Below are 20,656 nucleotides of genomic sequence, written 5' to 3'. Positions count from 1 at the left end.
CATTACTCCCTATTATTTGGGTTTTCGTTTTTCCGATTGACCTCTTCGTCCTCAATACTTACTGGCGATAGCACTTCTTCTTTGTATTTATCCCAGTTAAAGCTCACTTCTTCCTCTTCTAAAGCTTCCTTCTCTTTAATAATGGGCATTTGCATTTCCAGCAGTTCATCGGATAAGAATATCGCCACTTTTTGCTTTTTCCCGTGTAGTGCAATTACTTTCATTGCCAATGCAATTTGCGTTGCCGGAATGGAATGCATCTTTTTCATCGGTCCGACTAAGATTGGGTTCAGCACCTTTAATACTTTATCGCCTATTGTTTCTCCTAGACGGAATTCTTGGCGATCTCCTGTAATAAGTGATGGACGTACAATGGATAGTCGCGGGAAATCCATTTTAATAAGTTCTGCCTCCAATTTCCCCTTTACCTGACTATAATAAGCAAGTGCCTTCTCATTTGCTCCCATTGCGGAAATAACAATGAAATGACCAACTCCTCGGTTTTTTGCGATGGCTGCAATCGTTAATGGATACTCAAAATCGACCTTTTCAAATTGTTGCTTTGACCCGGCTTTTTTCATCGTCGTTCCTAAACAACAAAATACCTCATGAGCAAATTCAATATCCTTATCTGCAATCTGATCAAATTCACACAGCTTTACAACTAATTTTGGGTGCGTAAAATCAAGCGGTCTTCTCGAAAGGACATTGACAGCTGCATACTCCTCACTCTCGCATAATAACTTCACAAGGGAAGAACCGACCAATCCTGTTGCACCTACGACCAACGCTGAACGCATGGTTTTCATATGTTTCCTCTTTTCTTTATTTTGATGTATGTATATGTAGAAAGCTCTTTCATTCATAATTTCGGCAATCCCACCATATTTTATAGAGATAGTGGAAAGGATGGGATTTACGTGCAAAAAAGAAAAATTATATGGATTATCGAGCATTGTGAGATTAAAGGAACATATCCTTTTGAGCGTGCAGTAACTTTGGCAAATCTGTTGCAGGATGAAGAGGTCATTCTCTTTGTAAAAACTGCAAACGAACAGCTTCTTGATAAATTGGCCCAAACAGGCTTAAATATTGTAAAGTTTGATCGTTTTATCGAACTTAAAAAGAAAATGCGTGAATTGGAACCTCATTTAATTATCCATGAAGGTAAAGATACCCAAGTTGAACAAATTGAAATGATTAAACCGTTTTGCTCGACGATTGTTCATTTTGACGATTTTGGCATGGGTGCACAGCTTAGCGACTGTCATATCGTTTCGTTGTTTGGGGAATCCCATGAAGAGCCGCATACACATGAACTGGCAGGCAGCTATGCGTTTGCCGTCCCGCCAAATTTAGAAAAAGTCGCACACCAAATCCTTGAAAAACCTGACAGCTCGATTAAAGATTCGCTACCCCATATTGTTGTCGCATTTGAAGATGGGGATAGCAACAACCTGACTTACCGGACTTTACGCCACTTAACACAATTGCAAATTCCATTAAAAATTTCAGTCGCGATTGACGATGAATACCATCATGACATCGATAGTCTAAAAATGATGGCACTAAGCCGGAAGAATACTGTCATCGTTCAAAAAGCTGATGCCCTGCTCGAGTTGATGCCGCAAGCAGACTTGATTATTTGCAATGCCAACTATACACCATACAAAGTGGCAGCAGCCGGGATCCCTTGTATTACAACGGCCCAGCAGGATAATGAGCTGAACTATGCATTCACACGCGAAATGAACGGCTTTATCCATATTGGTCTAGGTCGGAAAATGAAGCAATCCATTATTCAAAATGCCGTGATGGAGCTTTTACTTCATGAGCAGCGCCGTGAACGAGCTGTACGCAAGCAGCGCAGTCTTGAAATTTTAACAAATAATGAAATCCTCAAAAACCTGCTGCTCGATTTAGCTTATGCCCGTCATAATATGGCCCATATTTAACTAAAAAATTAGGCTTTCCCCATCACATAAATGTATGCATTATGTTACAATATGAAAAGATTAATTTCCGAAAATAAAGGAGTAATTAATGATGCTAACAAAAGACCAGCTTCAGCAGCAAATCGCCGAATTAAAGAATGATTACATCAATCTTCAAGGCGACATGGAAAAGCTAGAATCACTTGGCCATGCAGACTCAGTAAAACAAGCGCTCGCACGCCTTGAAAATATGGAAGCACGGCTAGCAGAACTAAACAAACAGCTCGCAGCACTTTAATGTTGCGGGTTTTTTAATGGATAAATTTTTTAGAAGAATCTAGTTGATTGGATGCAGGCGATGAGTAAAGCTTCCGCCAAACAAAAATCAACGTTATTAGTAGCAAACACTTAAACACTCGGAGGATTATATATGGCAATATTAACTGTTGAAAATTTAGGTCATTCATTTGGTGACCGTACGTTATTTAAAGATGTTTCGTTCCGTCTTGTTGAAGGCGATCATATCGGACTTGTTGGTGCAAACGGTGTTGGGAAATCAACATTGATGAGCATCATTACAGGGCAAGCAATTCACGATGAAGGAAAAGTGGAATGGCTGCCTGGCACACATTACGGTTATTTGGATCAGCATACGGTTTTAACTGCCGGCCGTTCAATGCGTGATGCATTACGTGACGCGTTTGCACCTTTATATAAGAAGGAAGAGCGTTTAAATGAAATTTCTGTGGAATTAGGCGAGCCTGATGCAGATTACGATAGTCTATTGGAAGAAATGTCTGAAATCCAGGATGCATTGGATGCCGGTGACTTCTATAGCCTCGATATGAAAATTGATGAGATTGCTCGTGGTTTAGGGTTGGATGCAATCGGCCTGGAGCGTGATGTTGCCGCATTATCTGGTGGACAGCGTACAAAAGTTTTACTTGCTAAGCTTTTACTTGAAAAGCCAAAAGTATTATTACTGGACGAGCCGACGAACTATCTTGATGAAGAGCATGTTACTTGGCTGAAAAACTACTTGAAAAACTATCCGTATGCATTCCTGTTAATCTCGCATGATACGGAATTCATGAACAATGTTGTCGATGTGATTTTACATTTAGAATTTGCTAAAATGACGCGTTACACTGCCACATATGAGAAATTTATCGAGCTTGCTGAAATTAACAAGCGCCAGCATATCGATGCATATGAAAAACAGCAGGAATTTATTAAGCAGCAGGAAGATTTCATTGCGCGCAACAAAGCACGTTACTCAACAAGTGGTCGTGCAAAATCACGTGCGAAGCAGTTGGATCGTATGGAGCGCATTGATCGCCCGGAAACTGCCGTAAAACCGGAGTTCAGCTTTAAAGAAGCGCGTACACCTGGCCGTTACGTAGTGGAAGCGGAAGGTTTGGTAATTGGTTATGATAAAGAAAAACCATTATTGCCGCCACTTACATTCCAAATCGAGCGCGGTGAAAAAATTGCGTTAGTCGGCATGAATGGTGTCGGGAAATCGACATTACTGAAAACAATGTTAGGCAAAGTTCAACCATTGGACGGTAAAGTGATTTTAGGTGACTATTTGGAGCCATCATACTTCGAACAGGAAGTAAAAGCAGATAAAATCACACCGATCGATGATGTATGGAATGCGTTCCCTTCTATGGAACAAGCACAAGTTCGTGCTGCATTGGCACGTGCCGGTCTAAAAACGGACCATATTACTCGCCCACTGAATTCTCTTTCTGGTGGCGAGCAGGCAAAAGTACGTCTTTGCAAGCTGATGATGGATCAAACAAACTGGCTGATCTTTGACGAACCAACAAACCACTTGGACGTTGATGCGAAAGAAGAGCTTAAACGTGCCATGAAAGAATTCAAAGGTACAATCGTTCTTGTATCGCATGAACCGGAATTCTATGAGGGCTTGGCTACGAAAGTGTGGAACGTGCAAGATTGGTTCACGACGCGTGAAACAAAGGAATTAAACGAATTTAAATAGTTTTTTAATGAAGCAGCACACTCTTTTACGGAGTGCGCTGTTTTGAGTTTCGGTTTGTTTTACTCAGAATAAATGTGGCAAATATTTGAAAATTACCTTTAGTTTTCGGAATTTTCCGCCAATAGAATAGCGCTTGGCAAGGACTTTTTATTATACTAACGAATATATTAAATGTTCGAGCATTTATTAGAAACACTGCCAATTTTATTGAAACAAATGCTGTTTTATTGGTAATCCAGTTCAATATCCTCTGAATTTCAGAAAAATTTTTTTACAGAAAGTTCTATCTGGCATAATTCAGGAATATATTAAAAAGTCGCGGTATTTTAGAGCACTCTCCAACTACATATTAGAATAATTTCCTATTTAAAACTCACCGCGCCCAGTAATCCCCTCCCTCTTCTAATTTCTACTTTACAAAACTGTAATATTAAATTAGAAACTTTTTATAGTTTTATACGTATAATTTATTAGAAGAATGGGTAAACAGATATAGGGAAACATATAATAAACTTGTTGCATTACTAATAGCTTACTGGTAAGATATTATTATAAGTAAATGTCTTACAACTAAGCTATCACCAAATTATTGATTATGGGAAAGCGAGGAAATTAATTATGACAGTAACAATTTATACACAATCGAGCTGTTCCTCATCACGAAAAGCATTGAAATGGCTAAACGAAAATAATATTACTTATACTGAAAAAAGAACAACTTCTCAATCTTTGACTTTAGCAGAGTTTAAACATATTTTAAGTATGACTGAAGATGGTACGGATGAAATTATTGCGACAAACTCGAATGATTTCAAAAATCTGGACATTGATATTGATCAGTTATCCATTCAAGAGTTGTACAACTTAATTCAGCAGCATCCTCGTATGTTGCGCAGCCCTATTTTACTTGATGAAAAACGCATTCAGATCGGCTATAACGAAATGGACATTCGTCGTTTCATCCCTCGTAAAGTGCGTGCATTTGAATTAAATGCCCTTCAAAAATTAGCCGTAGAATAGTGATAATATTTGGAGTTGACACTGATGAATGAGCATAAACGCGAGCAGTTAACCGAACTTTTTGAACAGATGACATCGTTGGAACGCAAAATTGCTAATCAATGGAACAGTCAAAATCAGTTAGGCTTCTCGAAATCACATATTTTAATTTTGGCTTATTTGCATACAGACGGACCAAAGCGCCCTTCTGCCATTGCAGAAAAGCTAAAAGTGACAACAGGCGGCGTGACTGTTTTGACGACGAAGCTCATTAAGGCGGGGCTCATTGAAAAAACACAAAATGAAACGGATCGCCGCGCTTCGCAAATTCATATTACCGAAGCAGGAATCGAAGTGCTCGAACGCTCTCAGCAGCAAGTAGACAATCTTTTCGAAAATCTGTTCGGCATGTTAACAGAAGATGAAATTAAAACTTTAACGGCAATCTTTGAAAAATGTACAAAGTTTTAAAAAGCGAGCAGCTCTTTGCTCGCTTTTTTCTGTTGCAATCAGCTATTGTAATCAATTATTAAAATAAAAAACGCATCTATTTCAATGCGCTTTTCGTAAATTTAACAAGTTCCTCATATTGGGCCTGAATTTCTTCAGTTGTCGTAGAATCATATAGATATAATTGCTCCGCTGTCGACTCGAATAAGCCGATTAAAATTCGCGAAGTACGTGAAGCATCAATAGTCGAACGAATTTCGCCCTTTTTTAATGCTTCATTCAATAAATTATACACCCACTCATAAAACGGCGCATATATTGATTCCCATTGTTTTAAATGTTCACTTTGTGCAAGACCTGCATATAAAATCGCAAACAGCTCTTTTTTCTGCTCATTAATTTGGAACACTGCTTTAATAAGTTGCTCAATTTTTTGGTCAAAAGACTCATCTAAATTAACATTTTCTTCGATACTTTTCATAATTTCATCTACAGCATATTTAGCAATTTCAGGCATGACTGAAAATTTTGAAGGGAAATACAAATAAAATGTGCCTTGAGCAATTCCAGCGGCCTTAACTATATCTGAAATTTTTGTGCCTTCTACACCTTTATTTATAAATTGCTCAATTGTTGCTTCAATAATTTTTTGTTTTTTATTCAATACGCCATCCCCTATCTTGTTGAATGAAGTTCATTCAGAAACTACTTTCATGATAACGAAAGTTCAAAGAAGAAACAATGTACCAAAACAATAATATTATGCTATGAAACATATTTTAATCCGGAAACTCCAATAACAATCACAAACACAGCCACCATTCTTCCTATGCTCCTTGACTCGCCGAAAAAAAGCATATTAATAATGACTGCTGCTGTTGTTCCAAGACCAATCCAAACAGCGTAAGCAATACTTACCTGCAAATATTCAAAAGATGCATATAAAAAGTAAAAAGCACTACCGAAACCCGCAACAAATGTTACTAGATCTTTCGGCTTCTTCGAGGTACTAAATTTCTTAAGTCCAATAACTCCAATTGTTTCTAATATTGCAGCTAAAATTACAAAAATCCATCCCAATTATAGCGCCCCCTTTTCTACCTTCCGTTCAGACAATGTATCCGCTATATTTAACATCATCACACCTATTACAATGATACTTATGAATACAATTTTCAATGTTGTAAAGGATTCACCAAATAAATAAACATCCATCAATGCCGTACCAATTGTCCCAATGGCAGCGAAAATTGCATAAACTGTTCCAGTCGGTAGTCCTTCACACGCTTTTGCTAAAAAATAAAAATCAACAGTGATAAGTGGGATAATAATTGCCCAATGCCATGACGCACTTGCTACATTGAAGCCGTAAATCCATAATAATTCGCACAAACTTGTTAACCCTACATAAATCCATGACTTTTTCATCTCTTACCTCCTACAATTAATGACTGACGTTCATTCATAATTTATCATATTATATTATTGAAAGCAAATCACGTATTAATAAAGGTTTGATCTCCAGGCAATCAAAAAAAGCTACGGCAACTTTCTGCCATAGCTTTCGTCCTATATTTTACTAAGCCAATACTGCTTCTGCGACACCATTGTCGGATAGTAAAATTTCTTTTAAGCGTGCTTTTGCGCGGAACAGACGTGATTTCACCGTACCGATTGATACTTTCATCAATTCGGAAATTTCGGCTAATGAGAATTGGTCCACATAGAAATACCATAATGTTTTTTGGTAAATGCTATCAAGTTGTGCCATTTTCTCTTGCACGATTTTTGTGATTTCTGTTTTTTCCACAAGTTCTTCTGTCGTAAAATCATTGTTGGGAACCAAATCTAAAATCGGTACGTCTAATTGTTCTGGTTGATTCATCATGTATTTACTGCGACGTACATTTTTGCGATAGCGGTCGCGGAATGTATTCATCGTAATTGTTGTAAGCCATGCTTTTACATGGTCTACTTTTGATACTGATTCTTCATAGCGTACAACTTTTACCCAAACTTCCTGCATTAAATCTTCTGCTTCGTTTTGATTGCGTGTAAGCTTTAAGCAAAGATGGTAAATGTAGCGGTTGTATTCATCATAAATAGTCGTTAATAATTCATTCATTTGAAAGTCCTCCGATAGATTTTATATGAAGTGCGCCCTTGGCATAATTACATCGTATGTGTATGTTAAATTTCCTTATGACCTTATTGTGCCAAATTAAACAATTACACTCTATCGGATTGGCTTTCAATTACCTTACAATGCTGTAAGATTGGTTGTAATCATTTGAACGAAATAAATGTTTCTGCATCCCCCGCATAGTCCTCCCCCTACAAAGTTTCCATTACATAAGTAAGCAATTCATTTAATTTTTTAAAATCTTTTTCAAAATTCGGTTGGATTGTGCTGATTTGAGCGATATTGCGTTCTCTTAAATATGCGCTGTCGCCATGTAGATAAAAACCATTTAATTCGCATGCAGTAAGGATTTCAGTCATTTTTGGGTGCTCCCATGTAGCGATCATCGGATAAGTTGCTGTTACATCAAGCGTTGAATTCTTAATTGCCTCCATCCGCTTTTCCAATACTTCAAAGCGCTCCGGATACAACTTTAGTACATCGCTTACTGCCTCTACAAAACTATGCGGCAATGTGAACGGAATTTGCTTTTCAATATAATAAGGCAAATTCAAATACAGCGGTGCATCACTAGAAATCGGTTGTTCCTTACAGAAGATGAAAGCAAGTCCCGCCACCGTGCCAAGCGCCTTCCCGCTGACTGCTGTTGCATAGTGAAGCCCCTGCATTGAAAACCGCATGGAACCAAACGAACTAATACAGTCCGCACATAGCTTTATCTCATATTTTTCCGCCAACTTACCTAACAAGGCAAGCGGATTTAATGTACTGTTTGATGTTTCGCCATGCACAAATAAAATGTATCGATACCCCCCCTTTTGTAAATACGCTTCAATTTCTGCAATATCGAATGGATTTCCCCATCCAACATCAATCTTTTCAATATGTAGTCCCCACTGTTTCGCCTGGTTATGAAGACGTTGACCGAATTCCCCATTTACCAATACTAGTCCGGCTTCAAGAGGAAATTCACTTTTCAGCTGGCCGAGCATCGCATCATTGGCAAGTGTCCCTGTACCGACAAGTGGTATAACGTAATTTGCCTTTGCAAGTTTACATAACCCGCTTTTCATATCATCAAGCTCCTGCTGGAATTTTACGGAGCGATGGGAAATGGTGGACGGAATCAGCGGATTTTCCAATGCAACTGGTCCCGGGAAAAACACTCTATTCTGTTCACGCAGACGCTCACGGAAAACCGCGCTGTCCTGCCGTGTTAAAACCATCGGCAAATACCGTGCTTCCTCTGTTCCAACAGCTGACGCAAATTGCCTGAACCCCATTTGCGTATACATTTTCTCTTCTCGGACCGTACCGGAAATGACGCATGCTGTATATCCTACATCATAAAAATAGCGGTAGATCGCTGTTGCAAGCTTCGTAAAAACACGCCCGTTCCGGTGATTCTTTTTCACCGCGAGCAGTCGGATTTCACATAAATGTTCGCAAACTTCTGCATCCAAGTATTTTTCCACCTTCCCGATTTTTCGATCGATTGAAAATGGTCGTGTATCGCGGAATGCAACCATACCGACCATTTCCGTATTTTTATAGACGATTACATACACATTTTCATCATGAAATTTATCGATAAGCCGACGCAGCGGATTGTGCTCATGCTGGGGAATTTCCTCTACAAAAGTTTCATAGTTTAATGCTGCGATTGCATCAAATTCTTCATCTGTTGCTGCAATTTTACTCCAGTACATTTGGTTTCACCCTTTCTACAATACTATGTCGCTGTTTCCAAATAACGAGAACAAGTGCGATCGTTACGATGAATCCTGCCTCTATATATACACTTATAATTAGTCCATACAAGATAAACCCGCCTGTCATACTAAGTGTTGCACTTTTTGTTACGAGCAGGCACAATAAAAAGCCAGCTAAAAATACGAAAATCAGTAACGGCGAAAAAGCGACCATTGCTCCAATTACCGTTGCGACTCCTTTTCCACCTTTTCCGCGATTCCAAAACGGGTACAAATGGCCAAGCACTACAGCAATAACAGCAAGTGCAATCGTCAGTTCAGGAAGCTCAAGCATTCGTCCTACAACTACTACGAGAAGCCCTTTCAAACCATCCCCTACTGCCACAAAGATAAAAGCCCACTTCCCTAATGTACGCCCGGCATTTCGTGCCCCAAGATTACCGCTATTCACATGCTGAAGATCAATTCCTTTTACTTTCCCTAGAACGACCGCAAAAAGGATTGTACCGAGTAAATAACTTAGCAGTATATAGAACATTTTAATCACCCTTTTTGGATTTATTATTTTTATCGTAGCGTATTTGAGCAGAAGTTGCACCGATTGCTTTCCATATTTATCAAAAACACAATACAGTATTTCTTAACTTTAAATGGGTTTTTAAAAACGATTATTCGCGGGTACTCCATATAATCATTTAAAGAATCAATTGAAAAAAGTGTGCTTTTATATTTCCTGACGGAGCGTGCTTCCCTCTTTTTTCTAAAAATCATTTATACTAACTATTATCTATTCAAATTTGTTAGGAGTTTATATGAAGAATTTCGGAGGATTTATAGGCTTTATTTTTATCGGGTTACTATTTATAGCGATCATCGGAATCGCAATTTCTGTGGAAGTAGGCATTTTACTGCTTGTCGGAATTGAATTTGAAGGTTGGGGAAACTTAATTTGGTTCATTCTAATTTATGGAGTCATTGAATTTGCGTTTGTTATGTTTTCTGATGTCCTGATTGAATTAAAAACAACGCAAAATCACCGGTTCCACAAATACTTTGCGCACTTACTTATCTCCTTTACGCTTTTAATGACAATTTCACTCATAATGGAATCCATTTACTTGCCTTTATATGGCGGAATTGTCTTTGCGATTGCGACAGCGACAATGTATTGGGTGTTTGACGCAGGCTCAAAAAAAGGAAAGATGAGAAGCTGATTTCCAGTTGTTCTATGCTATAATTATTTCTACAACCGAAATAAAGGGAGGCACTCAACCATATGAGTCATTTAGAAAAGTTAGACGGTTACTTTACGGAAAACCGTGAACGTCATTTAGCGGAGTTAAACGAATTTTTACGTATTCCTAGTATTTCTGCTTTATCTGAGCACAAGGCAGATATGTTGTCAGCGGCAAACTGGCTGGCGGACCACTTAAAATCATTAAACATCGAAAACGTATCAGTAGATGAAACAGCGGGTCATCCGGTCGTTTATGGGGAATGGCTTCATGCTGAAGGCAAACCGACAATTCTGTTCTACGGTCATTATGATGTACAACCAGTTGATCCATTAAACTTATGGGAAACACCTCCTTTTGAACCGGCCATCCGCGACAATAAACTGTTTGCACGTGGTTCTTCGGATGATAAAGGACAAGTGTTCATGCATTTAAAAATGATCGAAGCGTTATTTGCGACAGAAGGTACATTACCGGTAAACGTGAAATTCATTTATGAAGGTGAAGAGGAAATCGGCAGTCCGTCTCTTCCGAAGTATACAGAAGACAATAAAGAAAAATTAGCGGCTGACTTAATCGTCATTTCCGATACAGGTCTATACGCAAAAGGAAAACCCGCAGTATGCTATGGCTTACGCGGACTAACAGGTGTGCAGATTGATGTGCGCGGTGCAAAAGGTGACCTGCATTCTGGCCTTTATGGCGGTGGTGTTCAAAACGCGATCCATGCACTTGCAGAAATTTTAGCTTCTTTCCGTGATGAGCACGGGACAATTCAAGTGGAAGGCTTCTATGATTCAGTGCGTCCCCTATCTGAAGAAGAGCGCCAAGCTTACCGTGATTTGAACTTTGATGAAGAAGCATTAAAAGAAGAAGTCGGTGTGAAAGAATTATTCGGTGAAGCTGGCTATTCTTACTTGGAACAAACATGGGCACGTCCAACATTGGAAGTAAACGGTGTATTCGGCGGCTTCTCTGGTGAAGGCATTAAAACAGTTTTACCTGCTGAAGCGGGTGCAAAAATTACATGCCGCTTAGTACCGGATCAAGACCCTGAGGAAATCGTTTCTTTACTGAAAGCGCATATTGAAAAGCATAAACCAACTGGTGTCGAAGTGACGATTTCTGAATTTGATAAAGGAAAACCTTACTTAACACCATTCGATCACCCGGCAATTCAGGCGGCAGGTCGTTCATATGAAAAAGTATATGAAGTACCTACAGCTTATACGCGCGGTGGCGGATCAATCCCGATCGTTGCAGCATTCGATGAAATTTTAGGTTTGCCTGTAGTGTTAATGGGCTTCGGTCTTTCAAGCGAAAACTTCCATGCACCAAACGAACACTTCCATCTTGAAAACTTTGACCAAGGCTTGCGAGTACTTGGCGATTACATGCATGAAGTAGCAACAATTAAATTTTAAGAACAAAAAAGACGCCAATGCTCACTACAGCATTGGCGTCTTTTGAATCCGTACGGGACCATATAAAAATAGGGGGGTTATATGTTGTCGAAGTCATGTACGAGATTTATGAGTAACATAGCATATCAATGAATGAGCAAGTTTGCCTACCATGCACACCGCTCTACTTGATAAACCAATGATAGCATGTCTCCTTCAAGCAAAAAATACGTGGGCTATCATTGTCATATTATGCTCACATTTTCTGTTCACAATTTCTCAACAAGCGGATAAAAAATAATAATATTTTGATGTTTATCAATTGATTTTTGACGGAATTACATAATATATAAGAAAAGTCTATTCCAGATAAGCATTTATTACTAAATAGAAAAGAAAATTATACATGTGCTTAACCTATATAACAAAAAAACTCATTCATTTTCTCTATAGAAAAATGAATGAGTTTTTGATTCTACAACTTTAAAGCGCATTTAAAATCATGCCAACTGTTGCATAAATAAAGACTGTCCCAAATACAGCCATCATATGGAAGAGCGAATAGCCGAACATAATATTCGCCCACTTCTTCTCACCTTGTTTTTTTGATGCAGCAATACTCATGCATAGCCAAATGACACCAAGGACAAGTGAAACGATTGTTAAACCTAAGCTAAGCGGTAAAAACAAAAAGCTCGATAAAATTAGCAGCACGAGATAAATATTCGACTGAATATATGTGCGCTTTTCCCCTTTTGCTACAGGTAGCATTGGGATATTCGCCGCGGCATAATCCTCTTTTTTACGAATGGCAATGGCATAAAAATGCGGCATTTGCCAAATGACCATAATTAGAAACAGTGCCCATGCAGCCGGATGCCAAAGATCCGGAGCTACGGCTGCCCATCCAATGAGTGGGGGCATAGCGCCTGAAATACTACCAACTTCTGTATTCCAGATCGTACGGCGTTTTGTCCACATTGTATAAGGGACAACATAGAAAAATACACCTAAAAACCCTAACAAAGCAGCTAACGGTGATGCTAAATAAAGCGCCGTACATCCTAGTATTAATAAAATCGTCGCAACGATTAGCACTAACTTCGCAGAAAGTTCTCCAGTAACGGTTGGACGTGTTTTTGTACGGGGCATAATTTGATCGATATCCCGGTCATAGACGTTATTATATGCACCTGCTGCAGCTATAACTGCTGCCGAACCAATAATTGCATAAATAATAGCGGGAATATGATCAATAAAATTTAATTCATACGTATACAGGGCGAGCATTAATGCCGCGATCATCGGAATTAAGTTAGATTTTATAATGCCGGTCTTCACTGCTTGCGCCCACAACTGTCGATTCGATTGCGTTTGCATGTTCTTAATCCTACTTCCTAATTAATCACTTTCTCTAGTATAACCTAATCAGGACATAAAGGGTTAGCATCCAGGCTTTTTTTCTCACTTTCCCATTTAAAATGTCGTGATAATCCTGTCACAATTAATGATTGGATTGCTGGGCAAACAATTAACGAAACGGCTTACCATTCATTGTTGTACAGACTCTTCCCGCTCTCGGTAAACCCACTTAATAATAGGTAGTACACATAAGAATATAAACAGCAAACGAAATAGCTGGAAAACCGTTACAACAGAAATATCCGCCTTTACCGCAGCCGCTAAAAGCCCCATTTGATCGAGTCCACCAGGTGCCGTGCTTAAAAAGCTTGTCGCAAAGCTCAAATCTAAATACCGGGCAATGAGTAAGCTTGTGCCGTATGTGAGAATAATCATCGCAACCGTACTGGCCATCCCACCTATCAAAACATTCAATGGAAGACGCAATGTTTCCGGCTTTAATAACAGTCCAATATAGGCACCGATTAAAATTTGCGCAATATGAAGAACATCACTCGGCATTGTCGGTGCTTCAATTCCAAAGAATTTTAATCCGATGACAACGATAATCGGTGTTAAAAAGTGCGCGACAGGGAGCTTTAATTTTCTGCCAAGCGGGACGGCAACAGCAGCGAGCAAAATGACCAAACCCACTTGCCATACATCCCATGTCAATGGAATACTTGCCCCTCCAACAACATGACCTGACACTAAAAACGGGATGAGCAGCACGACCCCCAATACACGGACAATATGAAAATACGTGACCGCTGTTAAATGGACATCCCCTTCCTCTTCCGCAAACAATACAAGCTGGGATAACCCACCCGGAACATTGGCGGCGACGGCCGTTTTAAATGTAAGACCTGTTAATCGAGCAATCACCCATGCAATCCCTAAACAAAATGCAAACAATAGAACATTGACGATGACCATAAAAAACAGCAAAGATTTGAAATCGGAAAATAGCGAGAAGTCAAATTGCTGACCAATTGCGACACCGACGATTACAAGTCCTGTATTTCGCAAAACTGCCGGCCATCGCAGCCTATCTTTAATGAAAAACTGTGCAACCAGCACCGAAAAAATAGGACCGATCAGCCATGGAATCGGAAATGAAAGCGTGGAGAATAGAAGTGCCCCAATAAGTGCAATGACGAATACAAGAAGCATAATTTCTCCCCTTTCCTTTTAATGAATACGTTCATTTTAACTTAAATTATTTCGTAATGCGAACAACTTATCAAACTGGTAATACGAATAGAATATGTGCAAATCCAACCTTATAAAGCTACTAATTATATAGAAAATAAAAGATATAACAAAAAATATTTATGAATACTTATGAATTTTTATACATATAGTTTCACTGTATATTTTTGTTATATAATACCCATTTATTATAATGCTATAAGGTTTAATCTACTTTTTTTCATTCCCTCACCCACCATAACACTCTGTATCAGTACATAAATAATTTCACCAAAAATGATTTTTTCATGCGATTTCATTTTACAAGTATAACGACATAACTAAGTATGTAAGCATTTTCATTTGCTATTTTTCGTACTCCGATGCATAATGAGGACATAAAGTTACTATAACTTTAAAACAATAATAGAGGTGTTAATAGATGATCTATGCAAACCCTAATACTGCTGGTGCAGTAGTTAACTTTAAAGAAAAATATGATAACTTTATCGGTGGCGAATGGGTAGCTCCTGTAAAAGGACAATACCTAGATGTTAAATCACCTGTAACTGGTAAAGTATTTACTTCAGTTGCACGTTCAACTGAAGAAGATATTGAATTAGCATTAGACGCAGCACATGCGGCTAAAGGTGCCTGGGCACAAACTTCTGTTGCATACCGCGCGAATATTTTAAATAAAATTGCAGACCGCATTGAAGAAAATTTAGAAAAAATCGCTGTTGCTGAAACTTGGGACAACGGTAAAGCAGTACGTGAAACATTAAATGCTGATATTCCTTTAGTAGTGGATCATTTCCGTTACTTTGCTGGTGCGATTCGTGCACAACAAGGCGGAATTTCTGAAATCGACAACGATACAGTAGCATACCACTTCCACGAGCCAATCGGGGTTGTCGGTCAAATTATTCCTTGGAACTTCCCATTATTAATGGCTTCTTGGAAAATTGCTCCGGCATTAGCTGCTGGTAACGTAATCGTGATGAAGCCTGCTGAACAAACACCAGCTTCAATCATGGTATTAATCGAATTAATTCAAGACTTATTACCAAAAGGCGTATTCAACGTTGTTAATGGTTTAGGTATTGAAGTTGGTAAACCACTTGCTACGAACCCACGCATTAACAAAGTGGCATTCACTGGTTCTACTGGAGTAGGTCGTTTAATTATGCAATACGCTACAGAGAATATTATCCCTGTAACTTTAGAGCTTGGCGGTAAATCACCAAACGTCTTCTTCCCAGACGTAATGGATCATGACGATGAGTATTTGGATAAAGCTATCGAAGGTTTAGTAATGTTCGCATTAAACTCAGGCGAAATTTGTACTTGTCCTTCACGTGCATTAGTTCACGAATCTATCTATGACAAATTCATGGAACGTGTATTAGAACGCGTTAAAGCAATCAAAATCGGTAACCCGTTAGATACAGAAGTAATGATGGGTGCTCAAGCTTCAAATGAGCAATTACAAAAAATCTTATCTTACATCGAAATCGGTAAAGAAGAAGGCGCTGAGCTACTTATCGGCGGCTACCAAAACCAATTAGATGCTGACCAAGAAGGCGGCTACTATGTGGCACCAACAGTATTCAAAGGTCACAACAAAATGCGTATCTTCCAAGAAGAGATCTTTGGTCCAGTTCTTTCTGTAACAACTTTCTCTACTTTCGAAGAAGCTATGGAAATCGCCAACGACACTGAATTCGGTCTAGGTGCTGGTGTATGGTCACGTAACATGGATACAGCTTACCGCGCTGTACGTGGTATCCAAGCTGGTCGTGTTTGGACAAACACTTACCACCAATACCCTGCTCACGCTGCATTCGGCGGATATAAAAAATCAGGTATCGGTCGCGAAAACCACTTAATGATGTTAGATCACTACCAACAAACAAAATGTATGTTAGTAAGCTACAACAAAAACGCTCAAGGTTTCTTCTAAGCCAAAGCGAGAAGCGAACTATTAGAGGATGTGCTTTTACAGTACATCCTCTTTTTTATAGGAGGATGCTTTATGGAAAAGTTAGTCGTGACTGAAAAAGCGATTGAGGTTATCGAGCTGTTGAAAGCAAAGCATGGAAACTTGGTGTTTGAGCAGTCTTCCGGTTGCTGCGATGGTACGGTGCCAATGTGTTTTACAAAGGATGGGCACTATATTAGCAGCCAGCTTGTACTTCTCGGGGAAATTGCGGATGTTCCGTATTATATTGATAAGCATCAGTCGGAGTATTTGAAGCATATGCAAGTTCTTGTTGATGTAATGGAAGGTCAGGGCGCATCTTTTTCATTGGAGAGTGCAGAAGGCTATGCTTTTTTGATGAAATCAAAGGTAATGAAATAATGTAAAACGCCATCCAGCAGCTTAAATAAAGCTTCTGAATGGCGCTTTTTATTAAGATAAAACTGGGGGATAAATTGGGATAGACAATGTCACCAATGCCACACTTAATAATAATAGCGATAATTTAACGTTTTTCTTCATATTCCTCGTCTCCTTTATAATTAAATGAATTGGATTGCTTTTTCAAATTTCTTTTCTTGCCTGTAGTACTCACCCAGTAAATAAGAAAACTTCTGGTGCATTTCTTTAAACTCTTCACTGTTTGCCGTAAACGGAATTAACCTCCCCTCCAAAAATTCCATTGCTTTCTTTTCTTGTCCACCTAGCAAATATAAATAAAAAGAAGCAAATAAATTAAAACTTAGTTTTCTCTTACTTTTTGCTTCTTCCTTTAAAATAGTAAAGGTTTTGAAACTTTCTACCTTTTGATCAAGCCGAAATTGCGTCATGCCCAAATTATATAAACAAAATAGATAGTTATCGCTGTTATTTTCCATTAACGAAGCACTTTGCTCAAAATAAACGAGGGCTCTTTCATATTCGCCTCTCATTTGATATAAATCCCCAAGGTTATGATATATAGCAGGCAGTAACTGCTGTTGCTGCATCAGTTCCACATTTCTCAGGAGATGATCATAAATTTCGATTGCTTCATGGAATACTTTCCCCTGCGCGTAATAAAGAGCGAGCGACATGGAAGTATAAATAATCCGCTTAAAATTAAACTGATCCTTATAATAATGCAGTGCTTTTCTCCCATAAAGAATCGCCTGGCTCGGTTCATCCAGCCGGCCTTTTATTAACGAAAAGTGATAGTAAAACTCCCCTTCCAGTGACCCAAGTTCCGAGCTTGTCTTAAGTATATTAGTTAGTTCTACAGCTGCTTCTGCATACTTACCCCTTGTTATTAAAACTAATGCATAATAGTAAGAATGTAAATATCTCTCATGTTGGGAAAAATTCTGACGGTGGGCATTTAGCCACTTCAACTGATGTTCCGCCATTTTGTAATCGTTAATAAACACGTAGTAACGTAATTTATAAAGTTCATATAAATAGACTGATTCTGTAAAACCAATGATCTCTTCATAATCTTTTAATAGTCCCATTGTCGCAATAGCTTTTTCATTTTCTAAGTAATTGATCTGTTTTTGTAAGTCTTTCAATAACTTTATGATATGGTGCTCACTATTTTCGACATCACGGCTATTAATATTTAAACGTTCTAAGAGCAGACGAATTGTCTCGCAGTTTGCTTCTTTATTGTTATTCTCGATTTTACTTAAATGTGGAATCGAGCAAATTCCCGCTGCTACCTCATTTTGAGTCATTCCAAGCTTTGTACGGTAGTACTTTATTAAAGAACCTATTTTCATTCAATTACCACACCCCTTTAAATAGTTGGATAGTTTATCTAGTATACTTAATATTTTCCCAATAATCAAAAAACTAGTATTGTGATAAATTCAATATGTAATCCAAAAATATACTTTGAAAAGGGGTCAGGAAAATGAAAAAAGTGAAGAGTACGTTATTCAGTCTTTTGATTGCAGGGTCATTAATCAGTCCAGTACATGCGGCAACTTTGGATAGTGAAGACAATTCGGTAAACAATGTCGGTCAAGAAAAGTTCCGTGTGTACATTGAAGCAAACAACCAGTCTGCAAAACAATCAGCAAAAGCACAATATTCGGCTCGTTGGGAATTAACAGAGAACGGATTTTCAACGGAAATGAATGAAAAGCAATTCCAGGCATTACAAAAGAATAAAAATTTCACAGTCATAAAAGTTCCTGTCGTCTCATTAGATCCGATCAATTTGGAATTGGGAGAGGATTATACAACAGAAGATAGAACGCCGGATGCATCAGCTTACGCAAGAGCTTCCCAGCAAGTACCTTGGGGAATTAAAGCGATTTATAATAATAGTTCATTAACATCTACATCTGGAGGAAGCGGCGTAAATATTGCCGTACTTGATACAGGAGTAAACACTTCCCACCCTGACCTTGCCAACACTGTGGAGCAATGTAAAGACTTTACGACTGCGACAACTGTTGTAAATAATAGCTGTACTGACAGAAACGGTCATGGTACGCATGTAGCCGGATCGGCATTGGCTGATGGCGGAAGCGACCGAGGAGGTGTTTATGGTGTTGCTCCAGAGGCAGATCTTTGGGCATACAAAGTATTAGCAGACAGCGGTTCTGGCTACTCGGATGATATTGCTGCTGCGATCCGCCATGCAGCTGATCAAGCAACATCTACTGGTACAAAAACAATCATCAACATGTCATTAGGTTCTTCAGCGAACAACAGCCTAATTTCAAGTGCTGTCAACTATGCATACAGCAAAGGTGTACTTGTTGTTGCAGCAGCTGGTAACTCAGGCTATGCACAAGGATCAATTGGCTATCCCGGTGCATTACCGAATGCCATTGCTGTAGCAGCACTGGAAAATGTACAGCAAAACGGAACTTACCGTGTAGCTGACTACTCTTCACGCGGGTACGCCTCTACGGCTGGCGACTATGTCATCCAGCAAGGAGATATTGAAATTTCAGCTCCCGGTTCGGCAATTTATTCTACATGGTATAACGGCGGCTACAATACAATTAGCGGAACATCGATGGCTACACCTCACGTTTCAGGTTTAGCAGCAAAAATCTGGGCTCAAAACCCGTCTTGGTCTCACACGCAACTGCGCTCAAACTTACAAACACGCGCAAAAGCTGTAGATATTAAAGGCGGATACGGTGCCGCTACAGGCGATGACTACGCTTCAGGATTTGGGTTCGCCCGTGTTCAGTAATATAGAATGTAATAAAAACGAAACACCGGCCGTGGCTGCTGGTGTTTCGTTTTTTCATTTAATTTTCTCTACACGGTAGCGTAGTAATGTTTTTAATCGATCACCGGTTACTTTACGCGGATCCGATAGATAAATTTCGCGGTGCACCAATGTTTTAATGCGTAAGTCATTGTTTGCAATAAACTCCTGCATGACCGAGAACGTCTCCCCCTCTGTAGCAAACGGACCGATATGCAGCATTTGAACCGACAAACCATCCGTTATCTCGTCAAAGTAAACTTCGGACAACCGTTCATTACGCTTTTTGTTCCGCGCCACTTCCATCGCATTATTGAACATAGTTTCATCTACAAATTCCGGCTGGCGGATCATAATCGTATACACAAGGTCATCTAGGTTGAACTCTTTGGAATCATAATTCTTTTTATCCCATAACCCTTCAAGCGGATAGACCGTGTACTCAAAATAATCAGCTGGCGCAAACCCGTTTTTATGACTCATGCGAATCGTATACGCTAAACTGTACAGCGCCTCTACACGGTTTTTAAAGTCTTCTCCATTCGGATTGCCCTCACCTTTGATACAGATGTACTTCTGTTGGGGCACGTTTAGTAATACCGGTTTTGCTTTTGTGCCATACAGCTCTTTTTCGTGTTTTCTATATTCATGCTTCATTTCATACTCCCCTTTACTTAAAGATACACGTTTTATAATGTTGGTCGCAATGTTCTAATATGTTCGGAAATATTCTAATATATTTTTATTTGTTCTAATAAAGTTGCGATTTTCTAATATATTTGAAAGTTGTTCTAATAAGCAGAAACTTTGTTCTAATATCCCCTTTCAATCAGCTAATAACCCCCGTACTTCTTCTAATTTTCGGTCCAATTGTTCTAATAAAATTTGATTGCATTTACAATTCAACATATTCAGCCGCAAACCATGTTTCAATACAGCTTGAGTTAGCGGAACTTCTAATATCGCCCAAGTTTCATCTAATATC

General features: G+C 39.0%; 21 protein-coding genes. 10 read left to right on the top strand and 11 right to left on the bottom strand.

Annotation, left to right across the window (positions count from 1 at the left end; all coding sequences use genetic code 11):
• Positions 1–2: 2 nt before the first annotated feature.
• Positions 3–809 carry an NAD(P)H-binding protein gene (locus MHH37_RS02455; RefSeq protein WP_342574842.1) on the bottom strand — a complete coding sequence of 269 codons (807 nt, stop codon included), beginning with the start codon at positions 807–809 and terminating at the stop codon, positions 3–5.
• Between the two features lie 111 nt (positions 810–920).
• Between MHH37_RS02455 and MHH37_RS02450 the strand changes: the two genes are divergently transcribed.
• The 5 genes from MHH37_RS02450 (at position 921) to MHH37_RS02430 (ending at position 5,415) form a co-directional block, all read left to right on the top strand.
• Positions 921–1,955 (top strand): CMP-N-acetylneuraminic acid synthetase, encoded by a 1,035-nt coding sequence (locus MHH37_RS02450; protein ID WP_339263670.1) that lies wholly within the window; start codon positions 921–923, stop codon positions 1,953–1,955.
• A 91-nt stretch (positions 1,956–2,046) separates the two neighbouring features.
• Positions 2,047–2,232 (top strand): SE1832 family protein, encoded by a 186-nt coding sequence (locus tag MHH37_RS02445; RefSeq protein WP_173364565.1) that lies wholly within the window; start codon positions 2,047–2,049, stop codon positions 2,230–2,232.
• A gap of 132 nt (positions 2,233–2,364) precedes the next feature.
• Positions 2,365–3,945, top strand: coding sequence for an ABC-F family ATP-binding cassette domain-containing protein (locus tag MHH37_RS02440; protein ID WP_008404674.1), 1,581 nt, complete (start codon positions 2,365–2,367; stop codon positions 3,943–3,945).
• A 618-nt stretch (positions 3,946–4,563) separates the two neighbouring features.
• Entirely contained in the window at positions 4,564–4,965 is a 402-nt protein-coding gene (gene spxA, locus MHH37_RS02435; protein ID WP_008404676.1) for a transcriptional regulator SpxA, read from the top strand.
• Between the two features lie 24 nt (positions 4,966–4,989).
• Positions 4,990–5,415 carry a MarR family transcriptional regulator gene (locus MHH37_RS02430; protein ID WP_008404678.1) on the top strand — a complete coding sequence of 142 codons (426 nt, stop codon included), beginning with the start codon at positions 4,990–4,992 and terminating at the stop codon, positions 5,413–5,415.
• Positions 5,416–5,491: 76 nt separating this feature from the next.
• Here the strand turns inward: MHH37_RS02430 and MHH37_RS02425 are convergent, their stop codons facing one another.
• From MHH37_RS02425 to MHH37_RS02400, 6 genes are all read right to left on the bottom strand, one after another.
• On the bottom strand, positions 5,492–6,058 hold the full coding sequence (locus tag MHH37_RS02425) for a TetR family transcriptional regulator (RefSeq protein ID WP_342574840.1): 567 nt from the start codon (positions 6,056–6,058) through the stop codon (positions 5,492–5,494).
• A gap of 101 nt (positions 6,059–6,159) precedes the next feature.
• Complete coding sequence (locus tag MHH37_RS02420) at positions 6,160–6,474, bottom strand: multidrug efflux SMR transporter (protein WP_342574838.1); 315 nt, start codon at positions 6,472–6,474, stop codon at positions 6,160–6,162.
• Positions 6,475–6,822, bottom strand: coding sequence for an SMR family transporter (locus MHH37_RS02415; RefSeq protein WP_008404683.1), 348 nt, complete (start codon positions 6,820–6,822; stop codon positions 6,475–6,477). It lies immediately after the preceding gene.
• A 151-nt stretch (positions 6,823–6,973) separates the two neighbouring features.
• On the bottom strand, positions 6,974–7,519 hold the full coding sequence (locus MHH37_RS02410) for an RNA polymerase sigma factor (RefSeq protein ID WP_008404685.1): 546 nt from the start codon (positions 7,517–7,519) through the stop codon (positions 6,974–6,976).
• Between the two features lie 209 nt (positions 7,520–7,728).
• Positions 7,729–9,246: an aminotransferase class V-fold PLP-dependent enzyme gene (locus MHH37_RS02405; RefSeq protein ID WP_342574836.1), complete on the bottom strand. Its 1,518-nt coding sequence runs from the start codon at positions 9,244–9,246 to the stop codon at positions 7,729–7,731.
• The gene (locus MHH37_RS02400) at positions 9,233–9,787 is read right to left on the bottom strand and encodes a glycerol-3-phosphate acyltransferase (RefSeq protein ID WP_342574835.1); all 555 of its coding nucleotides are present in this window, start codon (positions 9,785–9,787) and stop codon (positions 9,233–9,235) included. Before MHH37_RS02400 ends, MHH37_RS02405 begins: the two co-directional genes overlap by 14 nt.
• A gap of 274 nt (positions 9,788–10,061) precedes the next feature.
• Between MHH37_RS02400 and MHH37_RS02395 the strand changes: the two genes are divergently transcribed.
• Both MHH37_RS02395 and MHH37_RS02390 read left to right on the top strand, forming a co-directional pair.
• Positions 10,062–10,463, top strand: coding sequence for a YrvL family regulatory protein (locus MHH37_RS02395; protein WP_008404691.1), 402 nt, complete (start codon positions 10,062–10,064; stop codon positions 10,461–10,463).
• A 62-nt stretch (positions 10,464–10,525) separates the two neighbouring features.
• Positions 10,526–11,908: a dipeptidase gene (locus tag MHH37_RS02390; RefSeq protein WP_008404693.1), complete on the top strand. Its 1,383-nt coding sequence runs from the start codon at positions 10,526–10,528 to the stop codon at positions 11,906–11,908.
• 462 nt (positions 11,909–12,370) lie between these two features.
• On the opposite strand, the gene cyoE is transcribed toward MHH37_RS02390, so the two are convergent.
• Both cyoE and MHH37_RS02380 read right to left on the bottom strand, forming a co-directional pair.
• Positions 12,371–13,267: a heme o synthase gene (gene cyoE / locus MHH37_RS02385; RefSeq protein WP_008404696.1), complete on the bottom strand. Its 897-nt coding sequence runs from the start codon at positions 13,265–13,267 to the stop codon at positions 12,371–12,373.
• A 171-nt stretch (positions 13,268–13,438) separates the two neighbouring features.
• On the bottom strand, positions 13,439–14,461 hold the full coding sequence (locus MHH37_RS02380; protein ID WP_342574833.1) for an AbrB family transcriptional regulator: 1,023 nt from the start codon (positions 14,459–14,461) through the stop codon (positions 13,439–13,441).
• 460 nt (positions 14,462–14,921) lie between these two features.
• On the opposite strand from MHH37_RS02380, the gene MHH37_RS02375 reads away from it, so the two are divergent.
• The gene (locus MHH37_RS02375; RefSeq protein ID WP_014824816.1) at positions 14,922–16,442 is read left to right on the top strand and encodes an aldehyde dehydrogenase family protein; all 1,521 of its coding nucleotides are present in this window, start codon (positions 14,922–14,924) and stop codon (positions 16,440–16,442) included.
• 72 nt (positions 16,443–16,514) lie between these two features.
• Positions 16,515–16,841, top strand: coding sequence for a DUF779 domain-containing protein (locus MHH37_RS02370; RefSeq protein ID WP_342574832.1), 327 nt, complete (start codon positions 16,515–16,517; stop codon positions 16,839–16,841).
• A gap of 161 nt (positions 16,842–17,002) precedes the next feature.
• On the opposite strand, the gene MHH37_RS02365 is transcribed toward MHH37_RS02370, so the two are convergent.
• Positions 17,003–18,217: a tetratricopeptide repeat protein gene (locus MHH37_RS02365; RefSeq protein WP_342574831.1), complete on the bottom strand. Its 1,215-nt coding sequence runs from the start codon at positions 18,215–18,217 to the stop codon at positions 17,003–17,005.
• Between the two features lie 134 nt (positions 18,218–18,351).
• Between MHH37_RS02365 and MHH37_RS02360 the strand changes: the two genes are divergently transcribed.
• Positions 18,352–19,653, top strand: coding sequence for a S8 family peptidase (locus tag MHH37_RS02360; RefSeq protein ID WP_342574830.1), 1,302 nt, complete (start codon positions 18,352–18,354; stop codon positions 19,651–19,653).
• 54 nt (positions 19,654–19,707) lie between these two features.
• On the opposite strand, the gene MHH37_RS02355 is transcribed toward MHH37_RS02360, so the two are convergent.
• Positions 19,708–20,328 (bottom strand): GyrI-like domain-containing protein, encoded by a 621-nt coding sequence (locus tag MHH37_RS02355; protein WP_342574829.1) that lies wholly within the window; start codon positions 20,326–20,328, stop codon positions 19,708–19,710.
• Between the last annotated feature and the right edge of the window lie 328 nt (positions 20,329–20,656).

The sequence above is a fragment of the Solibacillus sp. FSL K6-1781 genome, assembly GCF_038630735.1.
Classification (GTDB): Bacteria; Bacillota; Bacilli; order Bacillales_A; family Planococcaceae; genus Solibacillus; species Solibacillus silvestris.
The sequence above is the reverse complement of the archived record's forward strand: the minus strand, read 5'-3'. Positions and strand labels throughout refer to the sequence as shown.